Origin of the sequence: Mycolicibacterium llatzerense (assembly GCF_025331195.1) — a bacterium.
GTDB lineage: Bacteria > Actinomycetota > Actinomycetes > Mycobacteriales > Mycobacteriaceae > Mycobacterium > Mycobacterium llatzerense.
This window is the reverse complement of the sequence record NZ_LXOV01000001.1, coordinates 525,159-541,390: the sequence shown is the minus strand read 5'-3', so window position 1 is coordinate 541,390 and position 16,232 is coordinate 525,159. Positions and strand designations below refer to the sequence as shown.

Genomic DNA, 16,232 nt, shown 5'->3' with positions numbered 1-16,232 from the left:
CGGGCGCCGTCGGCCGGAGCGCGTCACTCAGTCGAAGGTGACGACGATCTTGTCGGCGGCACCCGGGGTCGCTGCTGTCACCAGCGCCTCGTTGACCTGGTCGAACGGGATGGTGTGGCTGACGATGCGGGCGTACGTCTGCCAGTTCGCGACGAGATCGCTTGTGACGTCGAAGATTTCATCGGGGTATCCCATGGACCCGAGAATCGTGATCTCGTTGCTCATCAGGGACAGGAAGTCGACCGGGACGGGCGCCTTGTGCACGGCCACCACGCCGATGGTCGCGCCCTTCTTCGCCAAGGTCACCGCGCTCTCGATGACAGCGCCGACGCCCGCCGCGTCGAGGTAGATGTCGGTATCGGCCTTGCCCGGGAACATCGCCGCACCCGCGCCGTGCAGTTCGACGAGGCGGGCGGCAAGGTTCTCTTCGGCGGAGTTGATGACGGCGTCGGCGCCGATCCCCAGCGCGGTCTCGAGCCGGGATGCGACGACGTCGGCGACCGCGACATGCTGCACGCCAAGGGATTTGAGCGCCAGTACGGCGCCGAGGCCGATGGGGCCGGCGCCGAAGATCAGCACCTTGTCGGAGGGCTTCGGCCGGCACCGGTTGACGGCATGCCGGGCGACGGCCATGGGTTCGTTGAGGGCAGCCACCTCGAACGGGATGTGGTCGGGGATGACTTCGAGGTGAGTGCCGCGGACGGCGTCGGTGAGGAGCAGGTACTCGGCGAGGGCGCCGCGGCCGCCGCCGTTGCCGATGATGTCACCGGGGGTCGCCATGGGGTCGACGACGACATGGTCGCCGACGGCCAGGTCTGCGACCTCCCCGCCGACCGCGACGATCTCACCGGCAGGTTCGTGCCCCAACGGCATGCGGCCCTGATGCGGCGGCAGCCCGCCGATCGCGATGTAGAGCGCGTCGCTGCCGCAGATGCCGCAGGCACGGATCTTCACCAGCACGTCACGCGGCCCGACCTCGGGCCGGGCCAAGTCGATGACATCCGTTGTGCCCGTGCCGGTTACCACGGCCGCCTTCATGCTCCGACTCCTCGTTGTTCGATCCGGCGGGCAGCATCACAAACCTGTGCGCCGATGTCCTCCACCTGGACCGCGGTGAGTGTGGAGAACGGTGCCGCGCTGACCGACATGGTCACCAGCCCGTCGGCGTCCCGCACCGGCGCCGCGATGGTGGCGATCTGGTGTGGGCTGGAGTCGTCGAGTTCACCGGGCAGGTAGTCGACGAGTGTGAGGTCGGCAAACGACCAGGCGAGGCGACGGGTGATGGCGTCGGCTTCGCCCTCGACGGCCAGTGCGCGCAGCGCGGAGTAGACCCGGACGTACTCGGGGCTCAGCCGCTCGATCACGTACCCGCGTCGCCGTGTCTCCTGCAGCACCGCGGCCAGGCGTTTCCGGAGCTGCGTGGCCGGTTGCCCCGCGCCCAGCCACGTCTGTTGCGCCGACTCGGCGGCCCACGCCACATAGTCGCGTCCGAAGGGAGCGACCAGTGGGACCCGGAAGCCGGGGCCGAGGCGCGGAGCGGTGAGCGATTCGCCGACCGTGTCGACGATCTGCAGCGCGGCTCCGTCGCGGCGGGCCAGCATGACCAGCGTGCCGATCGACTCGGACAATTCGGTCAGCACCGGTCGGAACGCGCGATTGTTCGACGGACGGCCGAGCGTCGCTACCGCCGGCCCGCAGGAATAGCCCGCGCTCTCCTCGTCGCGCAGAACCCATTGGTGCGCAGCAAGAGTCGTCAAGATGGCATGCCCGGTGGCGCGGCTGATGTCGAGCCGACGGGTGATGTCGGCAAGGGAGAACGAGCGGTCGGGCTCGGCGGCCAGCAAATGCATCACCGCGATCACGCGTTCGGTCGGCGGTGATGGCACTTGACTGACAACGTCGGGCCCGTCTACCTTCGGTGTCATACTTTCGAACGATACGTCGAATATTCGACATTTACAAGTCTGAACCGAGGAGTGATCAATGGCGAACGCCTCCGACGTCGTCGACATAGGAGACCTGGTCGCACCGCAACTCACGGCGGCGCAACAGCAGATCCTCGACTACACCGAGTCCCGGCGGGTTGAGCTCGACATCGGGACGATGCTGGCCGAGGCAGTGGCCCAGGCCGGGGTGGATGATCTGGCTGACACCGACGGTTTCACCGCTCGTCTCGCCGCCCACGTGGCTGCCATCGAGGCCGACGACGGACTGCGTCAACTCGCTCGGATGACGCTGCGCGGCAGAATCATTCGGCTACTGCGCAACCGGCTGTCGTTGACCGAGCTGCTCAAGCGTCACCCCGAGATCGAGTCGATCGAGATCGAGCGGCCCATCATCGTCGTCGGAATGCCGCGGTCGGGCACCACACATCTGGTGAACCTCATCGCCGCCGATCCGGGGCGCCGGGCATTGCCGTACTGGGAGAGCCAGGAACCGATCCCGGCGCTGGGTGAGGGGCCGGACATCAACGGTATCGACCCGCGCTTCGCACGGTCGAAAGCCGAACATGACGCCATGATGGCCACCACGCCGCTGGTGGCGGCCATGCACGACCGGTTCCCCGCAGCCATCGAGGAGGAGGTCGAAGTCCTCGACCTGGACCTGGCTTCGTATGTGCTGGAATGGCATGCGCGCGTGCCGGATTGGCGCGACTACTACCTGGGGCTCGACCAGACCAAGCACTATGCCTACCTCAAGAAGGTGCTGCAGGCGCTGACGTTCCTGCGTGGGCCCCGCACCTGGGTGCTCAAGAGCCCGCAGCATTCCGAGCAATTGGGTCCGCTGATGGCGACCTTCCCCGACGCCACCGTCGCCTTCACTCACCGCGATCCCGTCGCGGTGATCCAGTCGGCGGTCACCATGATCGCGTACGGCGACCGGATGCGACGGACAAGCATCGAGCCCGACGTGCTGATCGAGTACTGGAGTGACCGCGTGCACCGACTGCTCAGCGCGGGCGTCCGGGACCGCGAGCTGGTACCCGCCGGCCGCAGCATCGACATCAACTTCCATGACCTCAACGGCAACGAAATGCCCCTGCTGGAGCAGCTCTACGCGGTCGGCGGCATCGAGCTGACACCCAAGGCCCGCAAGGGTTTCCAGCGGTACCTGGACAGCAACCCACGTGGCAAACACGGCCGCATCCGCTACGACCTGCAGGGGCATTTCGGCGTCACGCCTGACGACCTGCGCAGCCGGTTCGATTTCTACTTCGACCGGTTCGACGTCCGGCCCGAGAATTGAGGAGAGACGTGATGGAACCGATCTACCGCAGCCGGCCCGGCGCCGATGCGATGGCGCCCGCATCCGCCGAAGCCGCCGAGCAGATCGCCCCAGGCCTGTGGTGCTCGCCGGGCCTGTCGAATTCCTATCTGCTGACCACCGACGACGGCAGGGTGATCATCAACAGCGGCATGGGTTTTGAAGGGCCGGTGCACCGCGCCAACTTCGACGCCGTCGACTCCTCGCCGGTACGCTACGTCATCTTCACGCAAGGGCACGTCGACCACGTGGGTGGACTGGACAGCGTGCGTGACCCGGACACGCAGGTGGTCGCGCAGGCGAACTGGACGACGTGGCGCGATGACAACGACCGGCTGATCCCGTATCGCGCGGGCCGCAGCGCGTTCGCCTTCAGTGACACGCTGGCCGGCGGCGTCCGGCGGATTCAGCAGCGGCTGGGCACCACACACCTTGCCGGGCAGAGCGTGCCGACCGTCGACATCGACTTCGAGCACACCCTCAGTCTCGAGGTCGGCGGCCGCCGCATGGAACTCATTTCCGTGCCCGGCGGAGAAACCACCGACTCGCTGGTGGTCTGGCTGCCCGACGAGCGAATCTGCCTGGCCGGAAACGTCTTCGGAGCGCTCTTCGGGCACATCCCCAACTTGGTGACGATGCGCGGCGACCGGTACCGCGACGCGCTGACTGTCATCGCGTCGATCGAGCGGGTGCGCGCGCTGCAGCCGGAGCTGTTGGTGACAGGGCATTTCGGGCCGATCGCCGGGGCGGAGTTGATCGAGGCCGAACTCACCCGGCTGCGCAACGCTGTCGAGTACATTCACGACGAGACCGTCGCCGGGATGAACGCCGGCAAGGACGTTCGGACCCTGATGCGCGAGATCACCCTGCCCGCTGAATACGAGGTGGGGCAGGGCTACGGCAAGGTGGCTTGGGACGTGCGGGCCATCTGGGAGAACTACACGGGCTGGTTCCACCACCGGTCGACCACCGAGTTGTACCCCGTCGGACTCGATGCCGTCGCCGCTGACATCGTCGAACTGGCGGGCGCGCAAGCCCTCGTCGACCGGGCCCGGGCCCATCTCGATGCCGGCCGCCCGCTGGAGGCCGTTCACCTGGCTGAACTGGTCGGCCCCGACGATCCCGGCGCGCGCGAGGTGTTGCGGCAGGCCCACGAAGGACTGCTGTCCGATAGCACGAATTTCTGGGAAACCGCTTGGCTCAGAAACGTTCTCCACACATTAGAGGGGCAGAAATGACCGCAAGAGTCACCTTCGACTTCACCGGGACCGCGGTCCTGGTCACCGGCGGCACCAGCGGCATCGGTCATGCCGCCGCGACGCTGTTCCGCGATGCCGGGGCCGACGTCACCATCACCGGCACGAAATCCGTTGCGGCGGAATACGACACCGACCTGTCCGGGATGGCGTACCAGCAGTTGCAGATCACGGACCCCGACTCGGTGAATGCACTGGCCCAGCGGTTCGACCGGCTCGACGTCCTGGTGAACAACGCGGGCGCGAATTTCCCTGGCGGCCTGGATGAATCGCAGCCCGACGGCTTCGACGCCTCCGTCACGCTGAACCTCACCGCGCCGTACCGGCTGACCGTCGGGCTGTACCGCGCGCTGAAGGCGTCGACCGCGACCGGCGGTGCCAGCGTCGTCAACATGGCGTCGATGTCGGCGCTGCGAGCCGTCCCACTGGTGCCCGGCTATGGCGCCGCCAAGGCCGGAATCATCGGCATCACCCGCAATCTCGCCGTTAAGTGGGCCGACAAGGGCATCCGCGTCAACGCGGTGGCGCCCGGCGTGATCGACACCCCGATGACCGCGCCCATGAAGTTCGCGCAGCAACTGGTCGACGCCGAGCTGGCCCATGTTCCGTTGCGGCGCTTCGGATCCGTCCACGAGATCGCGCCCACGATCGCCTTCCTGTGTACCGAGCAGAGTGCGTACACCTCGGGCGCGCTGTTCGTCGTCGACGGCGCCTCGGACTGCGTGTAGCCATGCAGCTGACCGTTCTGCGCTTCAATTTCGCCTCCCCACAGGGAGATCCGCGCAACCAGCACCGGCTGTTGTCGGCGGCGCTGGAAATGGCGCAGTGGGGCGAGGCCAAGGGCATCACCTCGGTGAGCGTCGACGAGCACCACGCCACCGGGCACGGCTGGAGCTGCAACCCGATCATGGCCGCGTCCATGTTTCTGGCGCGGACCACGAAGCTGGTCGCCAGTGTGGACTGCGCGCTCGGCCCGCTGTGGAATCCCGTGCGGCTCGCCGAAGACATCGCGCTGGTGGACAACATGAGTTGCGGACGGCTGTTCACGACCGTCGGCCTCGGTTACCGCGAATGCGAATACGAGTCGCTGGGAGTCGATTTCAGCCAACGAGGCCGGCTGCTGGACGACCTGATCACACGGATGCTGGCGCACTGGGCCGAGATCGGCACCTGGACCCGGCCGCATCCGATGCTGTTCGTCGGCGGCGGGGTTCAGGCGACGGCGCGGCGAGCGGCACGGTTCGGGCTGCCGCTGAGCCTGGTCGACTACCTGCCCGAGGTTGCCGACCACTACCGAAAGTTGTGCGTCGAAAAGGGCATCACCCCGTTCGTGATGATGCCCGGAGAAGTCAACCGCGGCATGATCTACCTGCACGAGGACCCTGACAAGGCCTGGGCGGAACTCGGCGAACACATCCTGTGGGAGGCCGTCACCTACGGCGCCTGGTCCGTCGAACGCCGGTCCCTCATGCACATTCCCGGCGTGCAGACCATCGACGAGGTCAGGGCGTCAGGCAAGTACCGCATTCTCACGCCGGATGCGCTGATCGACGAGATTCGCGCCGCCGATCAGTACGGCCCGCTCGTCATGCACCCGCTGGTCGGCGGCATGCCCGTCGACGCGGCGTGGAAGTCCATCGAATTGCTCACCGACACAGTGCTGCCGGCACTCACATAGGAGATTTCACATGGCATCCGTCGCGCAGATCCAGAACGTCGTCGCGCGGTACGTCGAATTGCTTGCGGCACACCAACCGGACGCGATCGTCGACCTCTTCGCCGACAACGCCACCATCGAGGATCCCGTCGGCACCGAACCGAAGACGGGCCGCCAAACGTTGGTCGACTTCTACACGGTCCTGGCGTCGATGGAAGACATCAGCGCCGAACTTCTGTGGAGCAAGGTCGCCGCTGACACCGCCGTCTTCTCGTTCAAACTCCGCACCGGGACCGGCTCGTACCGTTTCGAGCTCAGCCCCGTCGACATCATGGTCTTCGACGACGACGCGAAAATCGTGAGCCTGCGCGCCGTCTTCGACCCGGCCACCGACATCACGCCTATTTCCTGACCGCGATCAGGATTCAGGTGCGCCGCCGGGCGAACAGGTAGTACCGCGCCGGGTTCTTGCCATTGTCGTCCAGCCCCGGCTCGTCACCGCTGTCCAGCAGCGTCCACCCGAGCGCGAACCGTCGCTGCACCTCGGCCGGGTCGATCCCGGGCACCCCGAATGAGGTGTCCGGGACGAACGCGACGATCAGCAGCCGCGCATCCGGGGCCGCGACCGCGGTCACCTCGCCCACGTACGCGTCGCGGTCGTTCGCGCTCATCCCGTGCAGGCACCCGCTGTCCACGATCAGCGCGAAATCCGCGCCGATGCCCTGGCCGGTGAGTCGGGTGGCGTCGGCCTGGTCGAACCGCACCGCCCCCGGCGCGGAGTCGGCCCGCTTGGCGGCCTTGGCCCGCGCCTTCTGCACTGCGTTGGCGACGTAGTCCACTCCGGTGACGTCCCAGCCGAGCCCGGCCAGATACAGCGCGTTGTCGCCGGTGCCGCAACCGATGTCGAGCACGGTGCCCGGGGGTAGGGCATCGTCACCCTCGACCAGCTCACGCAGGCTGGTGGCTAGCGGATGACCGTCCCACGGAGTGAATCCGAGCCGATAGAAGGCCCGGAACAAGCGCTGCCGGGACGACATGGCATCACAGCGCCCCGAGGTCGGCCGACAGCCAGTGCTTGGGGTCGACGGTGACGGTCACGTTCGTGCCATGCTCGCGCCGCGCCATCTCCAGATACGCCGGGGCCTTCTCTTCACCGAGGTACCGGACGGCCATCTCGACCAACTGCTCGTCGGTGCCCGGCTCGATGCTGAGCACCGGACCGTCGACCGCGACGTAGCGGACCGTCGGATCCAGACGCTCGGCCATCAGCGACAGGTGCCCCGCTGCCTCGATCAGCTTGTGCTTGCGAGAGTCGAGCCCGGTGAGCAGCCACAACTTGCCGCCGGGCGTGTACTGGTACCAGATCGGCACCGTCAGGGGGCCGCGGTCCGCGCCGGCGTTGACCGACAGTGCCCCGATGTGTGGTTCGGCCAGAAATTTTTCGCGTTCGTCCTTGGAAAGCGCCATGGGATCCAACGTAGCGAAAATGTGTGACACCGCAGCGGCTTCCGCCACACGCGATGACGTCAGTTCGGCAGCGGCATGGTGTCGTACAGCCTGACGCCCTTCGCGTTGAGCCGGGCCAGCCGCTGCGTCAGGCCGCTCGGCAAGAGCGAGACGGTGCGTGCCGCGCCGAGGAGTGCCCTTGTGCCCCAATCCGATCCGGGCACGATGGTCTTCGCGTTGACCCGCGCCATGGTGCGGCTGCCCGCCACCGGCGCGGCCATGGTTCGTTCGTAGGCGGCGAACGCGGCAGTGTGGTCGCCGCGCGTCGTGATCAGGGCGTGCGCCAGGACGTACGCCCCGTACACCGCCAGGCTGGTACTGCCGCCGACCGCGGGGCCCGGGCAATATCCGGCGTCGCCGACCAGCGTGACGCGCCCACGCGACCAGGTGCTCATCTCCAGTTGGGTGATCGCGTCGAAATAGAATGCCGGAGTACGGTCCGTTTCCTGCAGCCAGTAGTCGACTTCGGGCGCCAGCCCGGCGAACGCCGCCCGCAGCTGCCGCTGTTGGCCGGCGACGTCGCGGTAGTGGTAGTCCAAGGGCTGCTGCGTCCGGAACATGAAGACCGCGCGAGCGTCGTCGAGATGGTCGGCGGTATAGATCATGGCGATCCGCCGGGGCGCCAGATATCCGCTCATCTCACCTTTGGGCGCAAGCACTTTCGGCACGGAGACCACCGCCAGGTACCCGCCGAGGAACCGTTCCCGCACCTGATCGCCGAAGGTCAGTCGGCGCACTCCCGAGTGCAGGCCGTCAGCGCCGATCACCAGGTCGTACCGTTCCGGGGCGCCGTGCTCGAACGTCACCTCTCCGGCGTCGGTGATGGACGTGATCTGGTCTCCGAAGCGGAACTCTGCGTCGTCGCGGACGGCGTCGTAGTAGGCCTCACTGAGGTCGTCCCGCATGATCTCGACATGCCGGTCGGACATGGCCGCGAGGAGCTTGACGTAGTCGACGTTTGTCCACCGGGTGCTGGGCGGGCGGTTGAGGGCGAGCATGGTGGTCCCGGTGGCGCGCGACTCGATGCGGTCCAACACGCCCATGCGCTCGGAGATCTCCATCGCAGGCCGGAACAGGTCGACGGCATGGCCGCCGGTCTTGCGCAGCGCGGGCGCGCGTTCGACCACCGTCACGTCGAATCCGTTGCGGGACAGCCAGTAGGTCAGAACCGGGCCGGCGATGCTGGCGCCGGAGATGAGTACCTTCATGGGGTTCCTCCGTGTTTACTTAACGGTCGGTAAGTAGATGTCCGGCCAGCTTACCGCCCGTTAAGTAAGTTAGGGTGGTTACGTGGCGAGACCCCCTTCCGATACCCGGCTGCGCATCCAAGGCGTGGCGCGCGAGCTATTCGGACAGAAGGGCGTGCAGCGGACCAGCCTGCAGGACATCGCCGATCGGCTCGGAATCAGTAAACCCGCGCTGTACTACCACTTCAGTTCGCGCGAGGACCTGGTGCGCAGCATCCTGCAGCCGCTGGTCGACGAGGGTGAGGAGTTCGTGGCCGCCCAGGAACGCCTGCGCGGGTCCGCCCGGGCCACGCCCCGCGAGCTGCTGCAGGGCTACTTCGACTTCCACTACCGGCACCGCGCCGATCTGTTGCTGATCGTCACCGACCTGACCACGCTCGCCGATCTGGGGCTGATCGACGCCATGCTGGCCTGGCGCGACCGGCTCGGCAAGCTGGTCTTCGGACGCCGGCCGACCCTCGAACAGTCCACGCGCGCCGTCATCGCATTCGGCGGCCTGCAGGACTGTTGCCTGCAGTTCCCGGACGTCCCGGCCGACCAGCTGAGACAGGCGACGGTCGACGGCGCGATGGCCGCGCTCGGGCTGCCGGACTGAGGGCCGTCGCGTCGACCACAGCCGGCCAGGATGTCGCATTCAGAACCCCGCAAGGCGGCGTCGGTACGATTGCCCCATATCGGTCTGAGCGATCGACGTCGAACGCAACGGAGAGTGCCTGTTGGAGATCCCCTTTGTCGGGCCACTGACGCTGTCCGGGTTCTCCAGTGCGTGGTTCTTCCTCTATCTGATCGCCGTCATCGGGGCCGTCGCGATCTACCTGCTGCTGCGCAAGGCGCGGCGCAAGCGAGTGCTGCGGTTCGCCAACACCGAGCTCTTGGAGCAGGTCGTCGCGGCCCGTCCGAAGACGCAATCGCGGTGGCGGCATGTGCCGGCGGTGTTGCTGGTGACCTCGCTGGTGCTGCTCACCACCGCCATGGCCGGACCGACCCACGACATCCGGATTCCGCGCAACCGCGCCGTCGTCATGCTCGTCATCGACGTCTCCGAGTCGATGATCGCCACCGACGTCAAACCCAGCCGCATCGAGGCGGCGAAAAGCGCAGGCAAGACGTTCGTGAAGGGCCTGACCAACGGGATCAGCGTGGGCCTGGTCCAGTTCTCGTCCAGCGCAACGATGTTGGTGGCCCCGACCAGTGATCACGACGTCGTGGCGCGAACCATCGAGACTCTGGAGCCGTCACCGCGCACCGCGACCGGCGAAGGCATCTTCACGGCGTTGCAGGCCATCGCCACCCTCGATGCGGTGATGGGTGGCGGTGACGGTCCGCCGCCTGCCCACATCGTGTTGATGTCGGACGGTAAGGAAACCGTGCCGGCGGACCCGAACGACCCCCGCGGCGCCCTGACGGCGGCGCGGGCGGCCAAGGACCAGGACGTCGTGATCTCGACGATCTCGTTCGGTACGCCGTCGGGCGTCATCACCTACGAGGGTCAGGAAGTGCCGGTCCCGACCGACGACCTGTCGCTGCAGAAGATCGCGAAGGTGACCGGCGGCGAGTCGTTCCGCGCCGAGACCCTCGACCAGCTGACCCGCGTCTACGCCAATCTGCAGGAGCAGATCGGCTACCAGACCATCCGCGGCGACGCCAGCGGCAGCTGGACGCGAGTCGGATTCTTCGTGCTGGTGTTGGCGTTGTTCGCGGGCCTGAAGATCAACAACCGCCTGCCGGGCTGAGCCATGGACCGCCGGTTGATCGCGGTGTCGCTTGTGGCGCTGGTCGTGGCCGGCTGTGCCAACACCGAGCCCGGGCAGGCCGAGAAGCAGGGCGGCGGGCCGCCGTCGTCCGTCGTAGACGCGACCCTGCTCGGCAGCGGGAACTTCCCGGTGACGCCGACACCTCCGCTGGGCACGGCGGGAGCGGCGTCCACCGGGGCGCAGATCGATGCGCGGCGGATGGCCGACGACGTCGTCGGGCCCTGGGAAATCGACCCGCAGATGGTGGTGCCCGGTGAATCGCGGGCCGTCGTGATCACCGGAGCGCCGGCCCTCGGCACGATCTTGCCCGCCGCCGTGGCGAGCACCGTCACCGCGCACCACATGCTGTACGGCTTCGCATCCGACCGGCAGGACCCCGATCAGTGGCGGTTGACGAACGGCGTCCTGCGGTTCCCTGACCCCGCCGCCGCCGTTGCGGCGGCCGCGGATCTGGCCGGTGCGGTCGCCGGGCTGTCGCCGACGGTGAATCACCCGGTACCGATCACCGGGCATCCGGACGCGCGCGCCACCACCTACAGCTCGAACCTGAACACCGGCCCGGATCAGCCGGTCACGCTGTACTCGTTCACGCCGCACGGTCCGTATGTCCTCACCCAGCTGGTTTACGGGCCGGACCAGGATGGTGCCGCAGCGGCCGTCGGCGTTGCGTTGGACGCGCAAATGCCGCGCATCGACGAGTTCGTGCCGACCGACCCGGCGAAGCTACCGACGCTTGCCGTGGATCCGTCAGGCTTGCTGTCGCACACCATGTCGCCGCCGACTTTCCCTGATCCGCCGTCCTCGCGGCTGCCGGACGCCAAGATCGGCAGCTACCTGCCGCGGGCCGCGCTGCACTTTCAGGACGAGCCGACCGGCGCCGCACCGTTGTTCGCGGCAGCGGGCCTGCAGGAGATGACCTACAACCAGACGATCGTCTATCGCGTGAAAGATGCGGCGGCCGCGAAGAAACTGGTCGATGACCTGGCCGACCTCACCGCGCGCGTCGAGGTGTCGGCGCACCCGGCCAATGCCGTCGATTTCCTGCCGGGCAGCCGGTGCGTGCAATCCGAGATCGATCCGACGATGACCAACGGTTCGATGTTCTATTGCTTTGCGGCGCTGAACAACACCGTCATCGCAGTGCGCAATGCCGATGCCACCGGGGCTCGTCAGGAGACGGCGGCGCAGTACAAGATGCTGCTGGCCCCGTAGGGCCGCGGGCTGATCAGCGTCCCGGCATGGTCTTGCAGATGGCGCCACCTGACGCGGCATCGGTGTTCTGGTACTTGGTCGCCGCGGTGCGCAGTGAGTCGGCGTACCCCGTGACCGCCTTCCCGAGGTTCTGGCCGTCGGTGTTCAGCAGCGGGCCGACGCGTTGGCAGGCGGCCCCGGTCGCGAGCCCGGACATGCCGGACGCGGCCGAATTCAGCGGCTCGCCCGGCTTGAGCTCGCCGACGGCGGAACCGCACGACGTCATTGTGCTCGCCGCGGTTGTCAGGACCTGCGGGTCGACGCGCAATTCGGGTGCCATTTCTTCAGCCTAAGGCCGCGGCGGCGTGGTCCCCGACGCTGTTTCTTTTCCCCGCTTGATCGTCGTACGGCCGGGTCTGATTTGCCGCACTCCTCATCGCGGCTCGTTCCTCGCCGCTTGATCGTCGTGCGGCCTAAAGTCGGGGCCATGCGCTTCGGACTGTTCATCCCGCAAGGTTGGCGTCTCGATCTGGTGGGGATCGCCCCGCAGGATCAATGGCAGGTGATGCGCGACCTCGCCGCGTACGCCGACGCCGGACCGTGGGATTCGCTGTGGGTGTACGACCATTTCCACACCGTGCCGATGCCGACCGCGGAGGCCACGCACGAGGCATGGACGCTGATGGCGGCCTACGCGGCGACCACCAATCGCATCAAGCTGGGCCAGATGTGCACGGCGATCAGCTACCGCAACCCCGCATATCTGGCGAAGGTCGCCGCGACCACCGACATCATCTCCGGCGGCCGGGTCCAGATGGGCATCGGCGGCGGCTGGTACGAACATGAGTGGCGCGCTTACGGTTACGGTTTCCCGTCGGCCGGGGTACGGCTGGCCCGGCTCGACGAAGGCGTGCAGATCATGCGCGCGGCCTGGCGCGACGGCGTGGTGAGCTTCGACGGCAAGCACTACCAGGTCGACGGTGCCATCGTGCAGCCCAAGCCGTTGCAGACCGGCGGGATTCCGCTGTGGATCGCGGGCGGCGGGGAGAAGGTGACGCTGCGGATCGCCGCGAAGTACGCGCAGTACACCAACTTCACCTCCGAGCCCGACGGTTTCGCGCACAAATCCGAAGTGCTGCAACAGCATTGCCGCGAGGTCGGCACCGACTACGACGGCATCGTCAGGTCGGCCAACTTCAACGTCGTGATCGGTGACTCCGAGGCCGACGTCGCGGCCCGCATCGCGCGCATCCGGGAGCGGCAGGTCGCTGTCGCGCATGAGGCTGCCGTCGACGCGATGGTCAAGAACCTGACCTCGCCCGACTCTGCCTGCGGCACAACCGAACAGGTCGTCTCGAAGCTGCAGAAGATCAAAGATCTCGGGTGTGAGTACGCGATCCTGTATTTCCCGGAAGCCGCGTACGACCGGTCGAGCATCGAGGCATTCGAGCGCGAGGTCATCCCCGCGCTGAGTTAGGGCGTCGTCGCTACTGCGGAAACACCGGCTCTGCTGCCGGTGGTTCGGCGAGCAACGCCGGTAACACGAAGACCCGGACGTATCGACGTACCTGGGCCGCGTCGTCGGCCCCGGGGATCACATCCATCAGCAGGCTCAGTGCCACGCCCAGGACGTACTGCGCGGCGTCGGCGGGTTGCAGTCCCGGCCGCATGCTGATCACCTGCGCCTTGAACAGGCCCTCGTACATCGAGCCGAGCAGCGTGACCAGGTTCGGCGCCGTCACGATAAGCGTTGCGACGCTTGATTTCTCGTCGTGCTCTGACAGGACCCGCAGAATCGGATTCTGACGTACCTCGGTGGCGACGATGACGAGCGACTCGGTCATGATCTCGGCGAGGTCCTGCAGCATCAGTAGCCGGGCGGCCATCTGGGTTATCTGGGTCAGCGTCACGCGGACCACGAGGGCCTCCAGCAATTGATCGCGGTTGCGAAAATGCCGGTACATCACAGCCCTGCTGTATCCGGCTTCCAGGGCGATGGCCTCCATCGTGGTCGCCGCGAAACCCTGCCGGATGAAGAGTCGTTCCGCGGCATCCAGGATCTGGGTTTGCGCCTGAGGTGCGCTGTTTCCGCCTCCCGTGGGGCGGCCCCGGCCGCGTTTGGGGGCGGGGCCGTCCTTCGTGTTCCGCGCCATCACCACATTCTCCAGCACATGACCAATATGTTGACATATGTCGTCGTGTGTCTGATTATCGAATTCGGTTGAATCACTCAATGTGGAGGCTGGATTCAGGTGAATGAACATGTGCCAGGGCCGACCGAATATGGACGCAGCGGTGGCGTTGTCCCAGATAAGACGACGTGGACGCCGTGGTTGAAAGCCTGGCGAATGCTCATCGACGCCAAATATCACACCGATATCTATGAGGCCTTCCTCGGCATGGAAGCGCCCATCCTCGCGCGCGCCTACTACCAGGTGCGGTCACATCCCAACGGGCGCAAGCTGTTCCGGGACAAGCCAGATCTGCTCGCCGTCCTGAACGACCGGGAGTACCTGGCGTCGCTGCCGTTCGGCAGTCTCGGCCACGCCTACCTGAGCTTCCTCAACACCAACAAGCTCGATGCGGGCGTTTTCGGCGAGGCCGAGACCATCCGGCCCATCGCCGAGAAGAACAACTGGGACGACGACTTCTACTACATGGTCGTGCGCGGCACCGCGCTGCACGACATGTTCCACACCATCGGGGGCTACGGCCCGGACATCGCAGGCGAGATGGCCAACATCGGATTCCATTGCGGGCAAATGGAACCCGCCGGACCGTTGGAGAAGCTGGGCTGGTTCGGTGCGCTCACGCTGCCGGGTGCGTCGGTGCCGTTCAAGTTGCGGTACTACCGCCAAGCCGTCGAGCGTGGCCGAAGGGCCGATCTGCTGATGGCGGCGCCATGGGAAGCGCTGCTGCCGAAACCGTACGGCGCGGTCCAGCGGACGCTCGGAGTGGCACCCGTCGAAGTGGCCCACCCCCAGGGCCGGTGGGTCACCGACTGGACTCCGCCGAGCATCACTCCGCCCACCGCGTGGAACTACGAACGGATCCTGGCCGCCGGCCCCGCGGCCGCGTGACCTCAACTGGCGGCGGAGCCGTCGGGCGGGTGAGGATGACAACGTGAGCGACTTCCTGGTCGACGCCCCGCCGCTGCCGCCGCCGGTGTGGGTCGAACAGTTCTGGGGCGACCTCACGTTCCTGCACTGGCCGGTCGATCCGGCGACCGTCGCGCACCTGTATCCGCCCGGCACCGAGCCCGACGTGTTCATCGACGGGCTGACGTACGTCGGCCTGATCCCGTTCGTCATGCACCGCTCCGCGGTGGCCGGCAGAGTGCCGTTGCCGTACTTCGGCGCCTTCGCCGAAACCAACGTGCGGCTGTATTCGGTGGACGCCGCGGGCCGGCACGGCGTGCTGTTCCGGTCGCTGGAGACGACGCGGCTGGCGGTCGTCGGGATGACGAGGCTCGGCATGGGTGTCCCGTACACCTGGGCCAAGCTGCGGGTCACCCGCACCGGTGACCGGATCACCTATGCGGGCACGCGCCGGTGGCCGGAGCGGGGCCTGCGCAGCCTGGCGGAACTGGCGATCGGGGAGCCCGTCGAACCCACGGCGTTGGAGGTGTGGCTGACCGCTCGGTGGGGCGCGCACACCCGCAAGGCAGGCCGGACGTGGTGGGTCCCCAATGCGCATCCGACCTGGCCGCTACGGCAGGCCGAGCTGATCGAGCTGACCGACGATCTGGTGCCCGCCAGCGGTGTGGTGCCGGTGGGGCCGCCGTTGCGCGCGCTGTTCTCGCCGGGCGTGCAGGCCCGTTTCGGGCGGCCCACCGCGCTCCGCTGACCTTTACCCGAAGGTGTCCGCTTCCGGTCTGGCAGATGAACGGCTGGTAGCGCAAAGGTGCAGTCTCGGTGATCATTGCGCCATGTTGCCGACGATGCGCGAAACCGGACGCCGAGCCGCCCCGGTGCCGATCCCCTCCAATGCCACGGCCACCCGGCGCACGGTGCGCCAGGGCGTCGTGAGCGGCCGGCCGCGCGTCGATACGCAGCCCCGTCCCGCCCACCGCGCCGACCTGGCTCAATCACGCCTGTTCGCGGCGCTGTTGCTGGACGAGATCGCCGATCTGGAAGACCAGATGACGTTGGTGGAGCGGCGATCCCGACGTGCGCAAGGCACCGCGGCAGCGGGGTCGGAGCTTCCGTCGGACACTCTGCTCGCCCTGCGTCGGCGACTCATGGAGGTGCAGCGGATGCTCGACGCACTGGGCCGTCGCTTCCCCAACGAGGGGGATTCGCTGCGCGTGATTTAAACCGCCAAACGGTTCCGGTGGGCATTGCTGAAGCGGATATTT

Annotated in this window: 19 protein-coding genes; 12 read left to right on the top strand and 7 right to left on the bottom strand. The window is 67.2% G+C overall.

Annotated elements, in window-relative coordinates; all coding sequences use genetic code 11:
- Positions 1-27: 27 nt before the first annotated feature.
- Together A7G45_RS02970 and A7G45_RS02965 are read right to left on the bottom strand one after the other, a co-directional pair.
- A complete protein-coding gene (locus A7G45_RS02970) occupies positions 28-1,038 on the bottom strand; it encodes a zinc-dependent alcohol dehydrogenase (RefSeq protein ID WP_260933481.1) in 1,011 nt (336 codons plus the stop codon).
- A complete protein-coding gene (locus tag A7G45_RS02965) occupies positions 1,035-1,925 on the bottom strand; it encodes an IclR family transcriptional regulator (RefSeq protein WP_260933478.1) in 891 nt (296 codons plus the stop codon). Before A7G45_RS02965 ends, A7G45_RS02970 begins: the two co-directional genes overlap by 4 nt.
- Before the next feature lie 58 nt (positions 1,926-1,983).
- Here A7G45_RS02965 and A7G45_RS02960 point away from each other — a divergent pair, with 58 nt between their 5' ends.
- From A7G45_RS02960 to A7G45_RS02940, 5 genes are read left to right on the top strand one after another with little or no spacing between them, the layout of a single operon-like run.
- On the top strand, positions 1,984-3,246 hold the full coding sequence (locus A7G45_RS02960) for a sulfotransferase family protein (protein ID WP_260933475.1): 1,263 nt from the start codon (positions 1,984-1,986) through the stop codon (positions 3,244-3,246).
- A gap of 8 nt (positions 3,247-3,254) precedes the next feature.
- Positions 3,255-4,502, top strand: a complete 1,248-nt coding sequence (locus A7G45_RS02955) for an MBL fold metallo-hydrolase (RefSeq protein WP_260933472.1) — start codon at positions 3,255-3,257, stop codon at positions 4,500-4,502.
- Positions 4,499-5,248, top strand: coding sequence for an SDR family NAD(P)-dependent oxidoreductase (locus tag A7G45_RS02950; RefSeq protein ID WP_260933469.1), 750 nt, complete (start codon positions 4,499-4,501; stop codon positions 5,246-5,248). The genes A7G45_RS02955 and A7G45_RS02950 overlap by 4 nt, the downstream gene beginning before the upstream one ends.
- Positions 5,249-5,250: 2 nt before the next feature.
- Positions 5,251-6,198: an LLM class flavin-dependent oxidoreductase gene (locus tag A7G45_RS02945; protein WP_260933467.1), complete on the top strand. Its 948-nt coding sequence runs from the start codon at positions 5,251-5,253 to the stop codon at positions 6,196-6,198.
- Between the two features lie 10 nt (positions 6,199-6,208).
- The gene (locus A7G45_RS02940; RefSeq protein ID WP_260933465.1) at positions 6,209-6,589 is read left to right on the top strand and encodes a nuclear transport factor 2 family protein; all 381 of its coding nucleotides are present in this window, start codon (positions 6,209-6,211) and stop codon (positions 6,587-6,589) included.
- Between the two features lie 13 nt (positions 6,590-6,602).
- Here A7G45_RS02940 and A7G45_RS02935 read toward each other — a convergent pair whose 3' ends face one another.
- The 3 genes from A7G45_RS02935 to A7G45_RS02925 are packed head-to-tail and all read right to left on the bottom strand — an operon-like array spanning position 6,603 to position 8,891.
- Positions 6,603-7,214, bottom strand: a complete 612-nt coding sequence (locus tag A7G45_RS02935; RefSeq protein ID WP_260933462.1) for a class I SAM-dependent methyltransferase — start codon at positions 7,212-7,214, stop codon at positions 6,603-6,605.
- Positions 7,215-7,218: 4 nt separating this feature from the next.
- On the bottom strand, positions 7,219-7,644 hold the full coding sequence (locus A7G45_RS02930) for a pyridoxamine 5'-phosphate oxidase family protein (protein ID WP_133762344.1): 426 nt from the start codon (positions 7,642-7,644) through the stop codon (positions 7,219-7,221).
- Positions 7,645-7,703: 59 nt separating this feature from the next.
- Positions 7,704-8,891 (bottom strand): FAD-dependent monooxygenase, encoded by a 1,188-nt coding sequence (locus A7G45_RS02925; RefSeq protein ID WP_260933458.1) that lies wholly within the window; start codon positions 8,889-8,891, stop codon positions 7,704-7,706.
- 82 nt (positions 8,892-8,973) lie between these two features.
- On the opposite strand from A7G45_RS02925, the gene A7G45_RS02920 reads away from it, so the two are divergent.
- From A7G45_RS02920 to A7G45_RS02910, 3 genes are all read left to right on the top strand, one after another.
- Positions 8,974-9,525, top strand: a complete 552-nt coding sequence (locus A7G45_RS02920) for a TetR/AcrR family transcriptional regulator (RefSeq protein ID WP_260933455.1) — start codon at positions 8,974-8,976, stop codon at positions 9,523-9,525.
- Positions 9,526-9,646: 121 nt separating this feature from the next.
- Complete coding sequence (locus A7G45_RS02915; RefSeq protein WP_043390508.1) at positions 9,647-10,663, top strand: VWA domain-containing protein; 1,017 nt, start codon at positions 9,647-9,649, stop codon at positions 10,661-10,663.
- A gap of 3 nt (positions 10,664-10,666) precedes the next feature.
- Positions 10,667-11,896: a DUF7373 family lipoprotein gene (locus A7G45_RS02910; protein WP_260933451.1), complete on the top strand. Its 1,230-nt coding sequence runs from the start codon at positions 10,667-10,669 to the stop codon at positions 11,894-11,896.
- Between the two features lie 13 nt (positions 11,897-11,909).
- Here the strand turns inward: A7G45_RS02910 and A7G45_RS02905 are convergent, their stop codons facing one another.
- Positions 11,910-12,215, bottom strand: coding sequence for a type VII secretion target (locus tag A7G45_RS02905; RefSeq protein WP_260933449.1), 306 nt, complete (start codon positions 12,213-12,215; stop codon positions 11,910-11,912).
- Between the two features lie 147 nt (positions 12,216-12,362).
- Between A7G45_RS02905 and A7G45_RS02900 the strand changes: the two genes are divergently transcribed.
- Complete coding sequence (locus A7G45_RS02900) at positions 12,363-13,352, top strand: LLM class F420-dependent oxidoreductase (protein ID WP_260933446.1); 990 nt, start codon at positions 12,363-12,365, stop codon at positions 13,350-13,352.
- A 10-nt stretch (positions 13,353-13,362) separates the two neighbouring features.
- Here A7G45_RS02900 and A7G45_RS02895 read toward each other — a convergent pair whose 3' ends face one another.
- Entirely contained in the window at positions 13,363-14,028 is a 666-nt protein-coding gene (locus A7G45_RS02895) for a TetR/AcrR family transcriptional regulator (RefSeq protein ID WP_260933443.1), read from the bottom strand.
- A 111-nt stretch (positions 14,029-14,139) separates the two neighbouring features.
- Between A7G45_RS02895 and A7G45_RS02890 the strand changes: the two genes are divergently transcribed.
- The 3 genes from A7G45_RS02890 to A7G45_RS02880 all read left to right on the top strand — a co-directional run bounded on the left by A7G45_RS02890 (position 14,140) and on the right by A7G45_RS02880 (position 16,190).
- Positions 14,140-14,955, top strand: a complete 816-nt coding sequence (locus A7G45_RS02890) for a Coq4 family protein (RefSeq protein ID WP_260937922.1) — start codon at positions 14,140-14,142, stop codon at positions 14,953-14,955.
- A gap of 43 nt (positions 14,956-14,998) precedes the next feature.
- Positions 14,999-15,721 carry a YqjF family protein gene (locus tag A7G45_RS02885; protein ID WP_260933442.1) on the top strand — a complete coding sequence of 241 codons (723 nt, stop codon included), beginning with the start codon at positions 14,999-15,001 and terminating at the stop codon, positions 15,719-15,721.
- A gap of 82 nt (positions 15,722-15,803) precedes the next feature.
- Positions 15,804-16,190 (top strand): hypothetical protein, encoded by a 387-nt coding sequence (locus tag A7G45_RS02880; protein ID WP_260933440.1) that lies wholly within the window; start codon positions 15,804-15,806, stop codon positions 16,188-16,190.
- Positions 16,191-16,232: the final 42 nt, after the last annotated feature.